The following is a 16692-nucleotide window of genomic DNA, read 5'->3' on the forward strand; positions in this document are numbered from 1 at the left end:
ATGCCTCATCAGTACGAACTTACGGAAGAACAGAAGATGCTTCGAGACATGGTGCGGCGTCTGGCCAAAGAGCAGGTAGCTCCAGGGGCCGCACGCCGGGATGAAACAGGAGAGTTCGACTGGGACATGGTGAACCTTCTCAGGGAAAACGGGCTCTACGGCGTAGATTTCCCGGTAGAATACGGCGGCTCCGGAGCCGGGATGCTTGCCATGGCCATTGTCGTCGAAGAGCTCTCCAAGGTCGATGCGGCCTGCGGCCTTCTCATAGCAGATCACGAACTCGGATCCCTTCCCATACTGCTCGCAGCTAACGAAGAACAGAAAAAGAAATACCTTCCCAAGCTTGCTACCGGAGAATTCCTTGCGGCCTTTGCACTTACAGAGCCGGCCGCCGGATCCGACGTTGCGGGCCTCAGGTGCCGGGCAGTAAAAGACGGAAATGAATGGGTGCTGAACGGCACAAAGACCTTTATCACAAACGGCGGAGTGGCGGACGTAATAACCGTTTATGCCATAACCGATCCGCAGGGCCCTTCTCACAAAAATGCCGGCGTTTTCATCGTCGAAAAGGATTTTCCCGGTTTTTCCGTCGGAAAAAAAGAAAACAAAATGGGCATCAGATGGTCTGACACTGTGGAGCTTATTTTTGAAGACTGCCGAGTACCGGCTGAAAACCTTCTCGGCTCCGGAACCGACGGCTTCCACATCATGATGAAAACTCTGGACTTCTCGCGACTCGGCGTTGCCGCTCAGGCCCTGGGGATTGCGGCAGGTGCATTTGAATACGCAACGGCCTACGCTAAAGAAAGAATTGCCTTTGGAAAACCCATAATAGAACACCAGGGAATAGGTTTTAAGCTCGCCGATATGGCCATGAAGGTTGAGGCAGCAAGACAGCTGCTCTACAAGGCCTGTTCCATGTACGACCATCTCCCCAAGGACATGAGCCGCCTCAGCCCCGAACTCATAAGGATGAGTGCCATGGCGAAGTGCTTCTGCGCCGATGTCGCCATGGAGGTAACTACCGAGGCAGTGCAGGTATTGGGCGGTTATGGATACATAAAAGAATACCCGGTAGAGCGGATGATGAGAGATGCGAAGATTACCCAGATTTACGAAGGAACCAATGAGATTCAACGCCTCATTATATCGAGGACTTTATAACGCTCGGAGCAGGGTCAGGAAGGGGTAAGGGAAAGCGATTGAACCATATGCCGGTACCCGCCCGCACCGAGGGGGATGGTTCGGGCGGGAAAGGACTGGCAACATTTCAGCACGGAGGGTAGTCGTGGCGAGAGATGATGACATAGTACTGGTGGGAGGTGTTCGTACGGCCATCGGGCGATTTGGAGGAACTCTGAAAGACGTCAGAGCATCTCAACTGGCCGCCCACGTAATGAAGGCCGTTGTTGATCGCACCGGGATTGACCCGGGTATGCTCGATGACATAATTGCCGGAGATTGCTTGCAGAACGCCGACGAGGCCAACACGGCCCGTACGGCAGCCCTTCTTGCCGGGTTTCCCGTTCATGTACCGGCATACACCATACAGAGGCAGTGCTCCTCATCCATGCAGGCCGTAGCCTCGGCAGCTCAGGCAATAAAGGCAGGGGATGCGGAACTGATTATGGTTGTCGGGGTGGAATCCATGAGTTCCGCACCTTACTACTTGTCAAAGGCAAGATGGGGAATGCGGCTCCAGCATCAGGAATGTACGGACGCCCTGTGGGAAGCTCTCCACTCTGGAAGCCGGCTTCTGGGCCGCCCCATGATTATGGGAGAAACTGCTGAGAACCTTGCGGAGAAATACAACATCTCCAGACGGGAACAGGACGAAGTTGCTTTGGCCAGTCATCAAAAGGCCGAAGCGGCCATAAAGGCCGGAAAGTTCAAAGACGAGATAGTGCCCATAGAGGTAAAAGGACCCAAGGGACAGGTAATCGTGTTCGATCAGGACGAACATCCCCGCTTTGGGCTTACCCTTGAAGATCTCGCAAAACTTCCTCCGGTCTTCAAAAAAAACGGCACGGTTACTGCCGGAAATTCTTCAGGCATAAATGATGGAGCCGCAGCCGCCCTGATTACAACCCGTAGAAAGGCCCGCGAACTGGGCCTTGAACCCCTGGTAAGGATTGTTGCAACGGCCGTGGCGGGCGTGGAGCCGGAATTTATGGGCTATGGTCCCGTTCCCGCTACCCAGAAGGTGTTAAAAAAAGCCGGAATGACGCTGAAAAACGTAGAGCTTATAGAGCTCAACGAGGCCTTTGCCGCTCAATACATAGCCTGCGAACGAGGCCTTGGAATCGATCGGTCCATAACGAACGTAAATGGAAGCGGAATAAGCCTTGGACACCCCGTGGGCTGTACAGGCCTGAGAATCATAATATCTCTCGCCTATGAGATGAAGCGCCGCGATCTCAACGTGGGTCTTGCAACACTCTGTGTCGGCGGCGGGATGGGCATGGCTACAATCGTTGCCCGAGATTAAATAAATTCTTCGGGCGATGCTTTCGTTGACACGGAGGCATCGTCCGTGATATTGAGCACCCAGGTACTTTAATGCCCCCGTAGCTCAGGAGGATAGAGCACGAGATTCCTAATCTCGGTGCCGCAGGTTCGAATCCTGCCGGGGGCACCAGTTTACAGCATAGCACAAACCAGCACACTCCAGCAAAGCAAGCAAAATCAGGGCTTCAGGGCACACGAAAAAGGCAATAACGACCAACGGCGTCCATTGAAACCCAGCTCCCCTGACGGTATTTTGACCGTATGGGGTTAATTACGGCTGCGTGGCCGTAACAGATACCGTCAAACCATGGGTAAGTTGTTATGATCACAAGGGATATACACCTGCGAAACGCAAAACCCAGGGGCACGTCCTATAAGATCCGTGACGGTAGCGGTTTGGGGCTTTACCGTCTCATCTATGAGGTGAAACAAAAAATACGGGTGGAAAAGCTCACCGTGATTTCGGAAAACCATCGCTAAATCCGGAAAAGCCCCTTCCCCTACGGACACACTTGACTAAACAAGAATAAAAGCCTCATAAATCTGCCAGATAACTATTCAGGTCGATATCTTCAATATCTGTAAACAGGTTTTGCAAAAAAGCCTTCTTGTAATCGGGTAGTTCGGTCCCACGCCTCATTACAATCGCAATACGGTCCGGGTCAAAAAGCCAATCAAGGGGGATAAACTCCAGTTTTCTGTATTTGAACGGCAATAAATGTGGTATCACTGTGGCAAAAGAAATCCCCAGGCCATTTTCGACATATAGAGCGCTGAGTTCAACATTCGACGATTCCATCACAACATGACAGCACACTTTTTCTCGGGCAAATAGTTGATCCAGCCGTTTCCTGTGCGGATGACCTCTAAGCGGAAGTATCAATGGATACTGAACAATGTCCGAAAGGTTTAGCTCTTTCAATCCGGCTAGAGGGTGTCCAATCGGCGTAAGCAACATGAATCGAACAACATGCCACGGTATGACCACGAGGTTTTGAGAAACTCTGGATTCCAGTATTATTCCAAAATCAACCTCGCCGTTATTTACAAGCTGCAATACTTCGCTTTGTGTTCGGTCCAGGATGATCAGTTCGATACCGGGATATTGAGACAGATATTTTCTGAAATAGGGAGGTAAAACATTATAGAGCGTCGTATAGGGTGCCGCAATTGCGAGCCTACCCTGTGGATTATCCTTTATATTCTCAAGTTCACCCACCACAGCATCGTACATACTCAATACCTGTTTGCAAAACCTGAAAAACAGCTCGCCGGCTCTCGTGAGTTTTATGCTTTTCTTGCCAATTCGTTCAACGAGAGTGCATCCTAGCTCTTCCTCCAGTGCCTTTATCTGCTGGCTGATGGCAGACTGCGTTCTGTACGTTTTATCCGCCGCCTTTGTAAAGCTGCCACACCTAACCAGCTCGTAGAACGCTACAATTTGTTGCCATTCCATTTTTTCCACTCTCATGTCGCCTAACAAAGAAATATCAAAAATTCTAAACAATCATCGGTAACGTTAAATGTCCGCATGGATGAACATAAACCTTATTCTTTGACTCACGATTAAATACCATAGCAGGCAGAACAATCATCTTATCTATAAGCTACACCTTTATAACAACAACATTCATACCCCTTCTTAAATTACACAGGTCGGCCAGGTTCGCAGCGTACCCGCCCAGAGAAAAATAACCCCTGCTATTTATATATGAGATAACATCTCCGATACCGCCTGCATCGGCAAACGTCCGTGTCAGGTAAACATTAAAACTCAATATATCTCCTATAACAACTGTAAGTCGTGAACCATAATTAATTCCCATAGACTTCAGATCGTTGAAAGATATATTAGTCCACACATTTCCATAAGGATAATCAATTCTAATTATCTTGCCTCTTATCTCATTGTGCGCTATTTTCTCCGGCAGAGACAGTTTTATTCTTGCTAGCTTATCTTCTGTTATTGGAGGGCCAACTTTGGACAGAGGCACCCCCTGTGATACCACTTTTTTGGCAATGCAGGCTGCCCGTATTGCAACCATTTCTCTGCTGAAAAAAGTAGGTTCAGGATTTTCGGGAATGAACTCAGTTGAAATTATTTCATACGCTTCAATATACCCGTATCTTTCGAGTACAAAGGTCAACAAGCCATTATTCGGTGCCACATAAATGTAACCTCCCTCCAAAGTACGCTCCATACCCCCTCCCGGTCCTTCCCACTTCTCAAGTGATCCACCCGGCACGGCTTTTTTTATTCGGACAGCTATGGATCTAGCCTCTGTGCCGGTAGCAGGATATGTGGTAACGGCAAATATAGTTCGGCCTTCCGGAAAAAATCTGGGCAAATCAAGAGCCAACCACGCTCCCTCCTCGATATCAAAGGGGGTCATCGTGTGGCATATGTCCACGATATAAACTTCCGGGCATATGCTAATCATCAACCCTTTACAGAGCGCAACCGAATCGTCTTTTAAGCCCAGATCACTTGCAAACCCTATGATGGGTCCGATATCCATATTAATCTCCTTTTTGCTACTTTAGCTGGCTGACATTTTTATCGTTCATAGTAAAGACCAGGTTTGGGTTTAACTCGTACACGGGTCCTTTATGGTAAGAAAACCTTGTCAAATCACTGAATTTCGGACTGATTATACCGAAGCTTTTGAAAATACTAATGAGAAAGTCCGCTGTGTATGGCATTTTATTATTGTCACAGGCAGAAACCACATCCATTGCCGTTACATGTCGCTTTAACCTTGCAAGCTCCTTAATCACCGTTATGATCTTATTGGAAGCATCTACAAGTCCCTGATCTTTAAAAAGATAATTCAGTGCGGCGTACCCATCCCATACGCCTCTCGACATAGCAATTAAAACCATGCACCTAATCACTTCGGGCATTTCATAGTAGGGAGCAATGAGGCCCTGAAGTAACCGATCCTCCCATGCAGAGTTTTTAGTAGCCATCATCGGAAGCAGAAGCCGCCATTCATAAGCCGTTAACAAAACTTCGTGATAGGCAACACCTGCCGTTGTCTTTATAAGATCACTAGAAACGATATTTACGGATTCAAAAAGCATTAAAACCGAAGACAGCAGGGGCAGAACGTCATTGTCGGAAAGAAACTCGGACAGTGCCCTTTCAAGGTTTCGCCGATGCCGGGCCTTTCTTAAGTAGTTTTTGCTCCATTTTCGCGGCGAATTTATCCGGGTAAATGATAAACCTTTCGTGTATGCCCTCCGAAATCGTATCAACTTCATCGAAAGCCTCGATCTGAAAGGTTAATTTCCGACCCTCAACCTTCAATAGCTTTACATTTATAGTGACGGTCATCCCTGGGGGTGTCGCCGCACTGTGTGTCAAATTGAAACCAATTCCAACTGTTTGCTCCTTAGGCCAGTCAAGATAAGGGTTTACAGCCTTAATACATGCCCACTCTATTATTCCTATCATGAACCCACTCGCAAGGACTCGAGGCATTGCCTGAAATTCGGAAGACTCAGGAAGCAGATATGGAACCGTCCTATCTTCCGGAACAGTATATGTAAACCGATATTCCAAATCACGATTTAAATCACGCATCTCGCTTCCTCCTCTTGAATTTAAATAGTGTCTTGTTTAATAGCTTAATTAGTGTTTTGTTTAATATGTATATCTTGTCGGTTATGGTGAGGCCAATTAATTTTTCTAATGCAGCTCATGAGAAACACTAATAAATGTGCTTCTAGCAGGAAGTTTATTTACAGGTACCTGAATTGCTGGCTGTTTGCACATGACCTGGGATAAGGTATCCTGACAGAGTAGCTTCCCGGACCTGCTGGACTCAACATGGGGTTCCCTGAAAGCAGGATTCATTTTTCAATAAGATTAACCTGCTCCCCTCTGCTGATCTTCCTTCTCCTGCAAGCCTCCGATACATTATCCAGAATCTCAGCCAATTCCAAAATGCTTATATGTTTGGTTAACTTTGTCCCAAGTTTTCCATAAATGATAATTTTACCATCTAACTGCCTGTAATTGCTAGCACAAATGTGTAATGGTACACAAAAAACAATAAGATTCCTTTTATTTTCATGAATTGATAAGAATGCTGCAAAGCCAAGGTTTCTACTAAGGTATTGAAATCACAAGCTTTCTGTAGATCATATGGCATTACACTATATCTATAATGATTTCCATCAGTTATGTCATTTTGTGGAAAACTTGAGTTTGTGGCTGCGTTCATCTCAAAGATCTCCTCACAGGCCTTTCATTTAAACCTCCCTGACATACTGTGGATTGTTCGGGAAGAAGCTTAAGAGTACAGCCCTGAAGGCTAACAATCACTACAAGCTGACCTGTCCTTCCTGTCCTAATGCTTCCCGAGCAGGAAAGCCAATTGGCACCTTAACAACTATTTCAATCATGGCGCAGACACATCCAGGACAGGCAAACTGACCGCATCCCCGGACTTTTTGCCACCCCGTCCCGCGCTCTGGATCCTTGTGGTTCGGGTCTGATTTTGCGGCACAGGTCGGCACAAAATTCGAGCGATTAACGGGTGTGGAAGTAAGTTTCCGGTTTACGGCATTGCTGATCACCCGTGCCCTGGAGTATCCTTACTTGCCGGTTATCTTTCACTTTGGTTCATCCGGCTATGAGCACTTCTGACTGTGCAGATGGTAGAGGCGGAGGCGAAAATAGTGCATGTTCCTGAAGCCATAGGCCCGACGTTTCAGCGTTTTGATTTTGATGATACATCCTTCTACCGGGCCGTTGGTGATGCGGTGATGGAAGTAATTGAGCAAGCCCGTTTTGTAGGCGGCCAAGGTCTTTGCATCCTTCACCAGATGGTTGGATGCCGGAAGCCATCGTATCGCGTATCGCGACACCGAGTTTCCAAGAATTTTGCGGCACTGAATTCGTCGCTCTTTTCCCGGAATACCCTTAGCTGTTCCTTCATGCTATGAATGACGTAGAGCGGCTGGTTGACTTCCAACGATTACTCAAGTCCGGCCCGGCTGTTGTCGTCAAGGTATTCGTAATTGCGAAGCAGCAGGAAGCGGCTCCCTTTGAGAGTTTTTTTGTCAAAAACATCCAGTTCCCGCCGGTAATCACTTCAAAACTCATCGACGGTCTGATTCGTCATAGCCATCACATGGTAGCAATTGAAAATCCCGGCAATGTCCGGAAGGACTTCACGAACGGCCCAGATGCAGGCACCGTTCATGTCCATAGCGATTGCCCTCAGCTTCTTGGCCTTTCTTTTCAAGGTATGCAGGAAAGGGCTGATGGCTTGCCTGCTCTTGCCCTCAACGGCATGGAGGATCCGCCCGTTCGTCAGGTCAACGAAAATGGTCATGCAGTGGTCTCCCTTCTTGATGCTGAACTCGTCGATACCGATGTAATTGACTCTGTCGAGAGGAATCGTCCGGTTGAGTCTCTCGAGTTTGGTTCGATGGATGTTTTGATCCACTCCCAGCCAACGTAAAAGTGGTCGGCAACCGAGCGAATTGTGCCGAAGCAGAGCATGTCCAGCACCGCCGCACCGGTGTTTGCCGTCGACAAAGGGGAGTCTGGACCAGCGCAACGCGCCGCATTGCAGGCACCCCATGCGGTGATACTGGATGGCCAAATAACAACGTTTACGCCCCATAGGGCCCATCAGCAGACGCCGTGTTTTGCTTCCCCTGAAGACCGCTTCCCGGTGACCACATTCCGGGCATCTGTGCAGACTGTGATTCAGCCGAGCCCTGAAGACGACTGTAGAACCAGCGCATTCCGTCGCTTCATAAGTGATTCCCATCAGTCCGAAAGCGTGTTACAGAAAATAGATGTGGACATGGTCAGGACTTCCTTTGGCTGTGAGAGCGGTGTTGATCAGCCAAGATCCTGCCGTATCCATTTTTCGTTGACAACTGCCGGGCATCGATTTCCCGGATGAACGGGCCTTTGCACTTGATCATTCCCAACAAGTTTGCTAGATAAAGATAGCTTGGATGCGCCCGTAGCTCAGCTGGATAGAGTGCCGGACTACGAATCCGTAGGTCGCAGGTTCGAATCCTGCCGGGCGCACCAGTAATTTCAATAACTTATCCGGGTTTCACGGAGAGACGAAATTGGCGGTGCGTCCATAGGGCGCCGCAATGGAAGGTTTCTTTTAAACGGCTCTTTTCGCAGAGATGGGAAAGAAGGGCAGGTTTCATCATTCTGATTTTTGCTTTTTGCCATATCGTTCTGGTCATCTGTTATTGGTCCTGCCTTTATAGATTTCGGTTATATAAGCCAATTCTCGCTTCTCGGATACGCCACATGTCAGGGTGTGTAACCAGACAGATGCCTTTGTTGGGTTTGTTTCTGGGCTCTGGATTTCTTCGGTGACTATCTTTAAGAACCGTTGTTCTCCATCATCACAATGGTACATGAGGGCATTTTACACCGAGTACCGTCACGGCAACGGGTTGCCGATCGCCAAGGTGACCCATGTGAATAACATCCGGGCTTATAAGCTCTTAACTTAACAGGGGTTTCCGAGTGGGCATGGATTTTAAACAAATGGTGGAGATGACGGGATTCGAACCCGTGACCTCAGCCTTGCGAAGGCTGCGCTCTCCCACCTGAGCTACATCCCCACTTTTAGCAAATTCCTATACAATTACGCGACCGATGTCAAACTGTTCCTTTTGCGGGCAGCAGATGCGTGGTATTTACTCAGGGGAAGGAAAATTAAAGAACGAGCGATTGAGATGAAAACATCGGAAATTCTGTTCACTCTAACCAGAACCCTCTGGAGCCCGAAAAAGCTTTTAAAGAGCAGTGTACTGCGCAACACGATCGTTCTTCTTGGAGGCGATGCTTCTGCCCGAATCATTTCACTCGTTGCTTTGACCATCACGGTGAGAAGTCTGGGAACGGCGTCATTTGGCGTGCTTGTTCTCGCCGAAACCTACGCGAAACTTTTGGATCGCATCTTCACCTTTCAGTCCTGGGCCGCATTGATACGATTCGGCTCTATGGCGCTGGGCGAAGGAAAGCCCGATGAGTTCAGAGGATATATCCGTCTTGGATACACTCTTGATTGTCTTTCTGCGATAACAGGCGCCGCCGTGGCCTATTTTGTTGCTCCAGCCGTTGGAGGTCTTATGGGATGGAGCGATGAAATTGTAATAGCCTGCAGGCTATATTCATTTCTAATTCTGTTTAATGCAACGGGAACGTCCACCGGTATCCTCAGACTCACCGATAACTTTTCAATGCTTGCGGTGCAAAGGTTTACGTACAGCCTTATCAGGATTGCAGGGGTAATGACGGTCACACTCTATCACGGTGGTCTGATAAGCTTTCTGCTGGCCTGGCTTCTTTCAGAGTGTGCCGGCTATATTTTTTTAAACCTCTGCGCTCAGTACGTGATAAGCAAAAATGGCTGGGGATCCTGGTGGTCATCTACCTCAAGACTTCCCAAAAAACCCTTCATAACCTTTGCAATCTGGACCAATGTAACGTCTACTATAGACATACCGGTAAAATTTCTGGATGTTTTTTTCGTTTCCTACTTCGTCTCCGTAGATGCGACGGGAATTTACAAGATCTTTCAGCAGGTCAGCCACGTGCTCAAAAAGCCGACGGAACCTCTGATCCAAGTCCTCTACCCCCATTTCAGCAACATGAATGTCCATTCCCGCCCTCGTCATTTGTTAAGATCGGCATTAAAGGCTGTGCTGGCTCTGGCGCTCGTGGCCTTTGCAACAGCGACGGTGCTTTCCGCATCTTCTCCAATATGGCTTCCCCAAATCTTCGGGCCTGTTTTCAGGAAATACGTTTTAGAATTTACAATTTTTATGCTTGTTCAAGCTTACGCTGTTGCCGTCACTCCACTTTCTCCCCTGATTGTGGCCCGTGGCCTTGTAAGAGAAAATTTTCTAATTCAGGCCGCCGCCAATACAGCTTTTCTTCTGTGTATTTGGATTCTTGGATCCAAATTCGGTTTTGTAGGGGTGATTTCTGCAATAGGGGTTCATGCCTTTATTTCATCATCTCTAAGACTACTCATGATAAATAAAAACTTTAACTCCGGAGATCGGGCAGTATAATGATTTAAATGCTAACTATTCTCCGAAACAGAGGGACTTTCGCGAAAGAACCCTGAGGAACTGGTGGAAAGAAGGGGAAAACCATGGAAAAGTTGAAAAATAACGGATGTTCAAGAAGAATGGTATTAAAATCAGCAGTTACGGGCTTTGCGCTTTTTATAGCGAAAACCACGGGATTTTACCGCCTTAATGCCCAGGCAAGCCGTATCGGTGCAGCACATCAACCTTTTCTCATCGAAGGAATCAGCACCCGGGATGATGCCTCATCTCATCATCTTCTTGTAAAAAAGGTTTTCGAAGCCGCAGGGGGCATCAACAGATTTATTCCACCCGGAAGCACCGTGGCAATAAAGCCGAACATATCGTGGGCACGCCGTCCTGAGTATGCCGCAACAACCAATCCGGAGGTTTTGCGCTCTCTTGTCGAACTCTGCATCGACGCCGGAGCAAAAAAGGTCGTAATTGCCGACAACACAATCCACGACGCAAACCGATGCTTTTCTTTGACCGGCGTATCCGCCGTGGCCAAATACACCGGAGCAGAGCTGATATATCCTCGTCCCGGTATTATCCGGGAAGCCGAAATATCCGGAGTCCGGATAAAGGCCTGGCCGGTCCTCACCCCCTTTCTCGAAGCCGACGTAATAATCAATGTTCCCGTACTGAAGCACCACTCCCTCACGGGGATTACCGGGGCTATGAAAAACTGGATTGGAGCGGTAGGGGGTAGCAGATGGGTTCTTCATCAGGACATCCATCAGAGCATAGTCGACCTGGCCGGCTTTTTTAGACCGGCCGTGACCCTTGTTGACGCCACAAGGATACTAACCCGTAACGGGCCGTCAGGAGGGGACCTCAAAGCCGTAACCCGGTTAAACAGGGTGATCTTGAGCAACGATCAGGTAGCTGCCGACGCCAGAGCAGCTGTATTGTTCGGCCGAATCCCCGGTGAAATTCATTACATCAGGCTGGCGGCGGAAGAGGGGCTCGGCACGATGCAGATTCCCGATGATATGATTAAGACGGTGACTTTATGAAGCCTGCGCACTGGATCTGGCTGAGAAGGGTAAGTCAGGGGATCTTTTTCGTTCTTTTCCTGTGGTTTCTGCTCATTAACGCAGAGCGGGTCGGTTATGACGTGATCGAGGAAGGAACCGAGAGCCTTTCAGCGCCATCGGCGGGGCCAATTCGCTTCTTTTTTCTGGTGAATCCACTTACGGCTTTGTCCCTTCTTCTCGGGGGGAACCTACCCGGTAAGGGTTTTTTGTGGTCTCTTCTCGTCGTGGCCCTGACGTTAGTGGCAGGACGGTTCTTCTGCGGATTCTTTTGTCCTCTGGGAACGGTACATCATGTAGCGTCTCAGGGTGTAATGAGCCAGGTTAGGGCCCTTCGTTACCGGCGAATCAAGTATGCCGTGCTGTTGGCTTTGATAATATCCTCTGTTGCAGGTCTGAACATGGCCGGCGTTATTGATCCCATTTCTCTGATCTATCGATCTTTTGCCCTGCTCATTCTTCCGGCGTTATTTCTGGGATTACAGAAAATCTCGGAGTTCATGGGCGGTCTGGGCATAAATTTCTTTTACGAAATCTCAGGTCACATGGAAGCGTGGGCAATGGAACTTTCCGGATGGAAACTCAGATTTTATCAGGTCAGCTGGCTAACGGGTCTGCTGTTTATAGGCATCGTCGCTTTAAACCGGGTTTATCCGCGATTCTGGTGCCGCATCTTGTGTCCTCTGGGGGCGTTATTTGCACTGCTCGTCCGGTTTTCCCTGCTAACAATAAAAAGACGGGAAAAAAGATGTACCCACTGTGGGATCTGCATGAAATATTGTCCCGGTAATGCAGATCCCGAACCGGGCGTTGACTGGCGAAAAAGTGAATGTTTACTCTGCCTGAGGTGTATGTCCAAATGTCCTGAAGGGGTTATTTCATTTTCTTTCGCAAGCAAGCAAGGTCACGAAGGTGATACCGGTATTACAAGGCGTGTTTTTCTAACGGGTGCGATAGCAGGGCTGTCGTTACCTCTTATGGAACGCGTAAAGGGTCGGGGCGTGGTGATTCCACGGGATAGGCTCATTCGGCCCCCGGGTTCTCTTCCTGAAGAGGAATTCCTGAAGACCTGCTACAGGTGTGGGATCTGTATGAAAAGATGTCCGACGAACGCCATCCAGCCTGCACTTGGTGAGGCCGGTGTTGCGGGCTTGTGGACTCCCGTGCTCGTCATGGCCTTCGGGTATTGTGAACATACCTGCACGGCCTGCGGTGCCCTCTGTCCCACCGGGGCCATTCGGCCGCTTACGGTTGAAGAAAAAATCGGAAAGCCCATAAGGATTGGATCGGCCTACATCGACAGAAGCCTTTGTTTGCCCTGGTCGCAAAACATTCCATGCATTGTCTGTGAAGAACACTGCCCCACGTCTCCCAAGGCAATCTACTTTGAAACGAAAAGACTGAAACGGAAAGACGGGAGCGTTGTGGATCTCCAGCTTCCCTGCGTTGATCTTGCAAGATGCACGGGTTGTGGAATCTGTGAAAACAAATGCCCGGTAAAATCGAAACCGGCGATCAGGATTACTTCCAGCGGGGAAAGTCGATCAGGGATACCGTTGCTACTGCGTTAAGGGGGGAAGAGGAAGGAAGCCTGCATTCTTTCCCCTTCCCTCTTAGCCCTTCATGACTCCTGCAGGTCTAAGGCGGGCTACTTTTTTCGCTATCCCTGCATTGTGAACCACTTCAACAACGTCGCTTACATCCTTGTACGCTTCGGGCATTTCCTCTTTAATCGTCGCCTTACTGGCACCTTTAACGTAGATCCCACGGTCGGCAAGTTCCTGGGCAATTGAACGCCCCCTGGCGGCTTTGATTGCCTGATTTCGGCTCAAGAGCCGTCCGGCGCCGTGGCAGGTGCTCCCAAAGGTTTCTTCCATTGCCCGTTCCGTTCCCACCAGCACATAACTATAACGACCCATATCACCGGGAATAAGGACGGGCTGGCCCACATGTCGATAGGCTTCGGGGACTTCAGGTCTACCGGGCCCGAAACATCGGGTAGCACCCTTTCGATGAACGCATACTTTTACCTTCTTCCCCTGATATTCATGGGTTTCTATCTTGGCAATGTTATGAGCAATATCGTAAAGCAGGCGGATCTGCAGACGCTCTGCCGACTCTCTGAAGAATTGTTCAAAGGTTTCTCTAACCCAGTGAGAAATCATCTGGCGGTTGGCAAAAGCAAAATTGGCCGCAGCCCCCATGGCTCCTAAATAGGCTTTTCCTTCCGGAGAACTGATGGGAGCACAGCAAAGTTGCCGGTCAGGCAGGTCGATACCGTACTTCTGGCTGGTTTTGACAAGCAGGGAAATAAAATCATCGCAGACCTGGTGACCGAGACCACGGGATCCCGTGTGCACAAACACCGTCAATTGTCCCGGAAAAAGACCAAAGGCCTTCGCGGCTTCCTCGTCAAATATTTCTTCCACAAAACCTATTTCTATGAAATGGTTTCCCGATCCAAGCGTGCCAAGCTGATCTTTGCCCCGCTCAAGAGCCTTCTGAGAAACCTGATCCGGGTCAGCCCAGGAAATACACCCACCCTCTTCTATACGATCCAGGTCGCTCTCCGTTCCAAAACCGTTCCTGACCGCCCAACGGGCTCCTTCGGCCAGAACTTTTTTCAATTCCTTCTGAGAAAGAGAAAAATCCTTCCTCGAAGAGCCGACGCCCGAAGGAACGTTCCTGAAAAGGCTTTCAACGAGAGCCTTGATGTCTTCATCGGTAAGATCCTCTCGGCTGATCCCGGTTGTCATCAGCCTTACACCGCAATTTATATCGTATCCCACACCTCCCGGTGAAACCACACCTTCCTCCAGATCAAAGGCGGCCACTCCGCCGATCGGGAAACCGTAACCCCAGTGTATGTCCGGCATAGCCATGGAATAGCCGACGATACCTGGAAGAGTTGCAACATTGGCAACCTGTTGCAAGCTCTGATCCTGCCTGATAGCCTCCATCATCTCATCGGAGGCATAAACCATTCCGTCGGTCCTCATGGGACCCTGACGGGGAATCTTCCAGCGCCAGCGATCGACCCTTTCAACCTTAACCTTACCCACTTCCATGGACATCCTCCAGGCCCTGTGACCTTTCCGTATCGTCCTTTACGGTATCTTTATAATAACGCTCGAGTAGCTTAAAAAAAAGCACATGCATCTCATCAAAATGCTCCGCCAGAAGCCGAAAGTTTTCGAACAGGTCACTACCGGAGTCCCCCAACGACAGTTGTCGTAACACTTTGCTCTGGGCTTCCCTGTAGGAGTCCACAATCCTTTCCCCGCTTATGCGCATAAAATTCCACAGGTCAAAGGGCCTCAGATTCCTGGTCTTTTCATCAACCACGGAGAGCTTCTTATGATAGGATTCTGCAAGACTTCTTATAAACTCCACATCTCTGTCGTTCCACTGCATAGGTTTTATCTCCTTTCTGTCAGTTTTTGTCGGTATATCGCCCGAAAATCCTTTGACCTCTTAGCCCCCGCAAGATACTACATTCTTTACAACTTCTAAAAAATACCTTAACTTCGCCTGTCAATTATTCCGGCATTGTGCCGTTACGGAGGATCGATCAAATGCGAAGCAGGGTTCTCACCATTCAAGTGGGGGAAAACTTGAAGATTCCAATCTCGGGGCTAAATCCGAACCTGGAACGAAGGCTCTTTGAAAGGCTTGTTATGCCCAATCCCGAGTATGAACAGCGGCATCAAAGCGGAATGTGGATAGGAAACATTCCTCCGACAATCTCCTGCATACGGCGCTTAAAAAGAACATATGCTCTGCCACGTGGGTTCCTGCCGGAGCTCATCTCTCTTTGCAACTCCTTCAGACAGGCCTACAAGATTGTCGATTCACGAAAGGTTTTTAGTCCAATTTTTGTCGATTTCCACGGTTATCTTAAGGAGTACCAGCAGGATGCGGCAGAGGCAATTCTGGAGAAGGATTTCGCAACAATTGTCGGAGGGTACAAAAGCGGTAAAACCGTCATTGCCCTTTATACGGTTGCAGAAAGAAAGCAGCCCACGCTTGTGATAATCCCGAAGCTGGAACTGCTGGATGGCTGGATACGCAAGATCGGCATGTTTCTTCAGATCCCCGAACATGAAATCGGTCGTTTTATTCAGGGCCAGAAAAAACTGGGAAGTCGAATTACGATAGCACACTCCAGTGAGGTATTGAGACACTGGAGGGAACTTCAGGGACACTTCGGTTACGTAATTTTTGACGATGCCAACAGATGCCCTCACAGGGTACTTTCCCAGATCATGTGGCGATTTGACTCCAAATACACTCTGGGGCTCTGTCATGAACTCGATCCCAACGACAGGCTTACTCAGATTATAACACTGTACCTGGGCGAGGTCGTCTACAGGATTGATCCGGAAAATGCCCGGGAAGGAAGAGGTATTATTCGAGCTCATGTGGTCGCAAAGACCACCGAATTTACCTATCCCTACACATCCAGAATGGATTATCTTCCGATGCTTCAAAAACTCATGGAAGACGAAGCGAGAAATCGTCAGATCGCATCGGATGTTCTGGCCGAAGTACTTCAGGGCATTCGCCCCGTCGCATTAATCACAGGCGGTCCGCTTCAGGAAGAAGCACTCTACAACATGCTCCTGGAAAAGCCGATTAGAGTTTCCAAGATAATCATGCCCTACGACGATATTACCAGAGAAGCTTCTTATGACGGGGTTTCACCCGCATCCAGTACGGAGCTCAAGATCGATCCCGACGCCGACGTTTATCTTTTGACGTCGCAGACTCTGATAAGATGCTATGCCGCCCTCAATGTGAGATCTCTTTTCCTTGCGGTGCCTCTATATTTTCATGTCGAACTGGCTAAAGCCATATCCCATCTGGCTCAAGAGTGTGAGAAATCCGGTTACGGGCGCTTAAGAATTTACGACTACGTAGATTCTGCCATAGCCCTTTTGTTCAATTACTTCAGAATGAGGTCCTATAATTACGGCGTTCCTCCGGAGACGCTACTTGCTAAAGTGGCAGGCTCTGTGCAAAGGTAGCAGAGAGATTGATAGAGGGAGCATCTAAA

General features: G+C 48.9%; 15 protein-coding genes and 3 tRNA genes. 9 read left to right on the top strand and 9 right to left on the bottom strand.

The features are described 5' to 3' along the window. The 4 genes from BM091_RS00780 to BM091_RS13790 all read left to right on the top strand — a co-directional run bounded on the left by BM091_RS00780 (position 1) and on the right by BM091_RS13790 (position 2988). Positions 1 to 1164, top strand: a complete 1164-nt coding sequence (locus BM091_RS00780; protein WP_093392700.1) for an acyl-CoA dehydrogenase family protein — start codon at positions 1 to 3, stop codon at positions 1162 to 1164. A 124-nt stretch (positions 1165 to 1288) separates the two neighbouring features. Next, the gene (locus BM091_RS00785; RefSeq protein ID WP_093392702.1) at positions 1289 to 2488 is read left to right on the top strand and encodes a thiolase family protein; all 1200 of its coding nucleotides are present in this window, start codon (positions 1289 to 1291) and stop codon (positions 2486 to 2488) included. A gap of 73 nt (positions 2489 to 2561) precedes the next feature. After that, a tRNA-Arg gene (locus BM091_RS00790) sits at positions 2562 to 2638 on the top strand. Positions 2639 to 2829: 191 nt separating this feature from the next. Further along, positions 2830 to 2988: a hypothetical protein gene (locus tag BM091_RS13790; protein ID WP_177193465.1), complete on the top strand. Its 159-nt coding sequence runs from the start codon at positions 2830 to 2832 to the stop codon at positions 2986 to 2988. Between the two features lie 55 nt (positions 2989 to 3043). On the opposite strand, the gene BM091_RS00795 is transcribed toward BM091_RS13790, so the two are convergent. From BM091_RS00795 to BM091_RS14455, 6 genes are all read right to left on the bottom strand, one after another. Continuing rightward, positions 3044 to 3964: a LysR family transcriptional regulator gene (locus BM091_RS00795; RefSeq protein WP_177193466.1), complete on the bottom strand. Its 921-nt coding sequence runs from the start codon at positions 3962 to 3964 to the stop codon at positions 3044 to 3046. 151 nt (positions 3965 to 4115) lie between these two features. After that, on the bottom strand, positions 4116 to 5027 hold the full coding sequence (locus BM091_RS00800) for an SAM hydrolase/SAM-dependent halogenase family protein (RefSeq protein WP_093392705.1): 912 nt from the start codon (positions 5025 to 5027) through the stop codon (positions 4116 to 4118). A 16-nt stretch (positions 5028 to 5043) separates the two neighbouring features. After that, positions 5044 to 5481: a hypothetical protein gene (locus BM091_RS00805; protein ID WP_143083074.1), complete on the bottom strand. Its 438-nt coding sequence runs from the start codon at positions 5479 to 5481 to the stop codon at positions 5044 to 5046. A gap of 172 nt (positions 5482 to 5653) precedes the next feature. Beyond that, positions 5654 to 6094, bottom strand: a complete 441-nt coding sequence (locus BM091_RS00810; RefSeq protein WP_093392710.1) for a thioesterase family protein — start codon at positions 6092 to 6094, stop codon at positions 5654 to 5656. A gap of 1052 nt (positions 6095 to 7146) precedes the next feature. Continuing rightward, on the bottom strand, positions 7147 to 7383 hold the full coding sequence (locus BM091_RS14170; RefSeq protein WP_342745434.1) for a transposase: 237 nt from the start codon (positions 7381 to 7383) through the stop codon (positions 7147 to 7149). 227 nt (positions 7384 to 7610) lie between these two features. Further along, the gene (locus tag BM091_RS14455) at positions 7611 to 8297 is read right to left on the bottom strand and encodes a transposase (RefSeq protein WP_093392716.1); all 687 of its coding nucleotides are present in this window, start codon (positions 8295 to 8297) and stop codon (positions 7611 to 7613) included. Between the two features lie 195 nt (positions 8298 to 8492). Between BM091_RS14455 and BM091_RS00830 the strand changes: the two genes are divergently transcribed. Beyond that, a tRNA-Arg gene (locus BM091_RS00830) sits at positions 8493 to 8569 on the top strand. 478 nt (positions 8570 to 9047) lie between these two features. Here the strand turns inward: BM091_RS00830 and BM091_RS00835 are convergent. Further along, positions 9048 to 9123: transfer RNA gene (locus BM091_RS00835), tRNA-Ala, on the bottom strand. 114 nt (positions 9124 to 9237) lie between these two features. Between BM091_RS00835 and BM091_RS00840 the strand changes: the two genes are divergently transcribed. From BM091_RS00840 to BM091_RS00850, 3 genes are all read left to right on the top strand, one after another. After that, complete coding sequence (locus BM091_RS00840) at positions 9238 to 10581, top strand: lipopolysaccharide biosynthesis protein (RefSeq protein WP_093392718.1); 1344 nt, start codon at positions 9238 to 9240, stop codon at positions 10579 to 10581. An 83-nt stretch (positions 10582 to 10664) separates the two neighbouring features. Beyond that, positions 10665 to 11618, top strand: coding sequence for a DUF362 domain-containing protein (locus tag BM091_RS00845; RefSeq protein ID WP_093392720.1), 954 nt, complete (start codon positions 10665 to 10667; stop codon positions 11616 to 11618). After that, entirely contained in the window at positions 11615 to 13207 is a 1593-nt protein-coding gene (locus BM091_RS00850; protein WP_093392722.1) for a 4Fe-4S binding protein, read from the top strand. The genes BM091_RS00845 and BM091_RS00850 overlap by 4 nt, the downstream gene beginning before the upstream one ends. 42 nt (positions 13208 to 13249) lie before the next feature. On the opposite strand, the gene BM091_RS00855 is transcribed toward BM091_RS00850, so the two are convergent. Further along, positions 13250 to 14704, bottom strand: a complete 1455-nt coding sequence (locus tag BM091_RS00855) for an RtcB family protein (RefSeq protein WP_093392724.1) — start codon at positions 14702 to 14704, stop codon at positions 13250 to 13252. Beyond that, the gene (locus tag BM091_RS00860) at positions 14691 to 15050 is read right to left on the bottom strand and encodes a hypothetical protein (RefSeq protein ID WP_093392726.1); all 360 of its coding nucleotides are present in this window, start codon (positions 15048 to 15050) and stop codon (positions 14691 to 14693) included. The genes BM091_RS00855 and BM091_RS00860 overlap by 14 nt, the downstream gene beginning before the upstream one ends. A gap of 161 nt (positions 15051 to 15211) precedes the next feature. Between BM091_RS00860 and BM091_RS00865 the strand changes: the two genes are divergently transcribed. Further along, positions 15212 to 16663 (top strand): DEAD/DEAH box helicase family protein, encoded by a 1452-nt coding sequence (locus BM091_RS00865; protein WP_093392728.1) that lies wholly within the window; start codon positions 15212 to 15214, stop codon positions 16661 to 16663. Positions 16664 to 16692 lie beyond the last annotated feature (29 nt).

Origin of the sequence: Thermodesulforhabdus norvegica, from assembly GCF_900114975.1 — a bacterium.
Taxonomy (GTDB): Bacteria; Desulfobacterota; Syntrophobacteria; order Syntrophobacterales; family Thermodesulforhabdaceae; genus Thermodesulforhabdus; species Thermodesulforhabdus norvegica.

What these genes read in the sequence shown, in the direction of transcription:
- BM091_RS00780 (WP_093392700.1), top strand. Translation starts at nt 1, where the DNA reads ATGCCTCATCAGTACGAACTTACGGAAGAACAGAAGATGCTTCGAGAC.
- BM091_RS13790 (WP_177193465.1), top strand. Translation starts at nt 2,830, where the DNA reads ATGATCACAAGGGATATACACCTGCGAAACGCAAAACCCAGGGGCACG.
- BM091_RS00795 (WP_177193466.1), bottom strand. Translation starts at nt 3,964, where the DNA reads ATGGAATGGCAACAAATTGTAGCGTTCTACGAGCTGGTTAGGTGTGGC.
- BM091_RS00800 (WP_093392705.1), bottom strand. Translation starts at nt 5,027, where the DNA reads ATGGATATCGGACCCATCATAGGGTTTGCAAGTGATCTGGGCTTAAAA.
- BM091_RS00805 (WP_143083074.1), bottom strand. Translation starts at nt 5,481, where the DNA reads ATGATGGCTACTAAAAACTCTGCATGGGAGGATCGGTTACTTCAGGGC.
- BM091_RS00810 (WP_093392710.1), bottom strand. Translation starts at nt 6,094, where the DNA reads ATGCGTGATTTAAATCGTGATTTGGAATATCGGTTTACATATACTGTT.
- BM091_RS14455 (WP_093392716.1), bottom strand. Translation starts at nt 8,297, where the DNA reads ATGGGAATCACTTATGAAGCGACGGAATGCGCTGGTTCTACAGTCGTC.
- BM091_RS00840 (WP_093392718.1), top strand. Translation starts at nt 9,238, where the DNA reads ATGAAAACATCGGAAATTCTGTTCACTCTAACCAGAACCCTCTGGAGC.
- BM091_RS00845 (WP_093392720.1), top strand. Translation starts at nt 10,665, where the DNA reads ATGGAAAAGTTGAAAAATAACGGATGTTCAAGAAGAATGGTATTAAAA.
- BM091_RS00850 (WP_093392722.1), top strand. Translation starts at nt 11,615, where the DNA reads ATGAAGCCTGCGCACTGGATCTGGCTGAGAAGGGTAAGTCAGGGGATC.
- BM091_RS00855 (WP_093392724.1), bottom strand. Translation starts at nt 14,704, where the DNA reads ATGGAAGTGGGTAAGGTTAAGGTTGAAAGGGTCGATCGCTGGCGCTGG.
- BM091_RS00860 (WP_093392726.1), bottom strand. Translation starts at nt 15,050, where the DNA reads ATGCAGTGGAACGACAGAGATGTGGAGTTTATAAGAAGTCTTGCAGAA.
- BM091_RS00865 (WP_093392728.1), top strand. Translation starts at nt 15,212, where the DNA reads ATGCGAAGCAGGGTTCTCACCATTCAAGTGGGGGAAAACTTGAAGATT.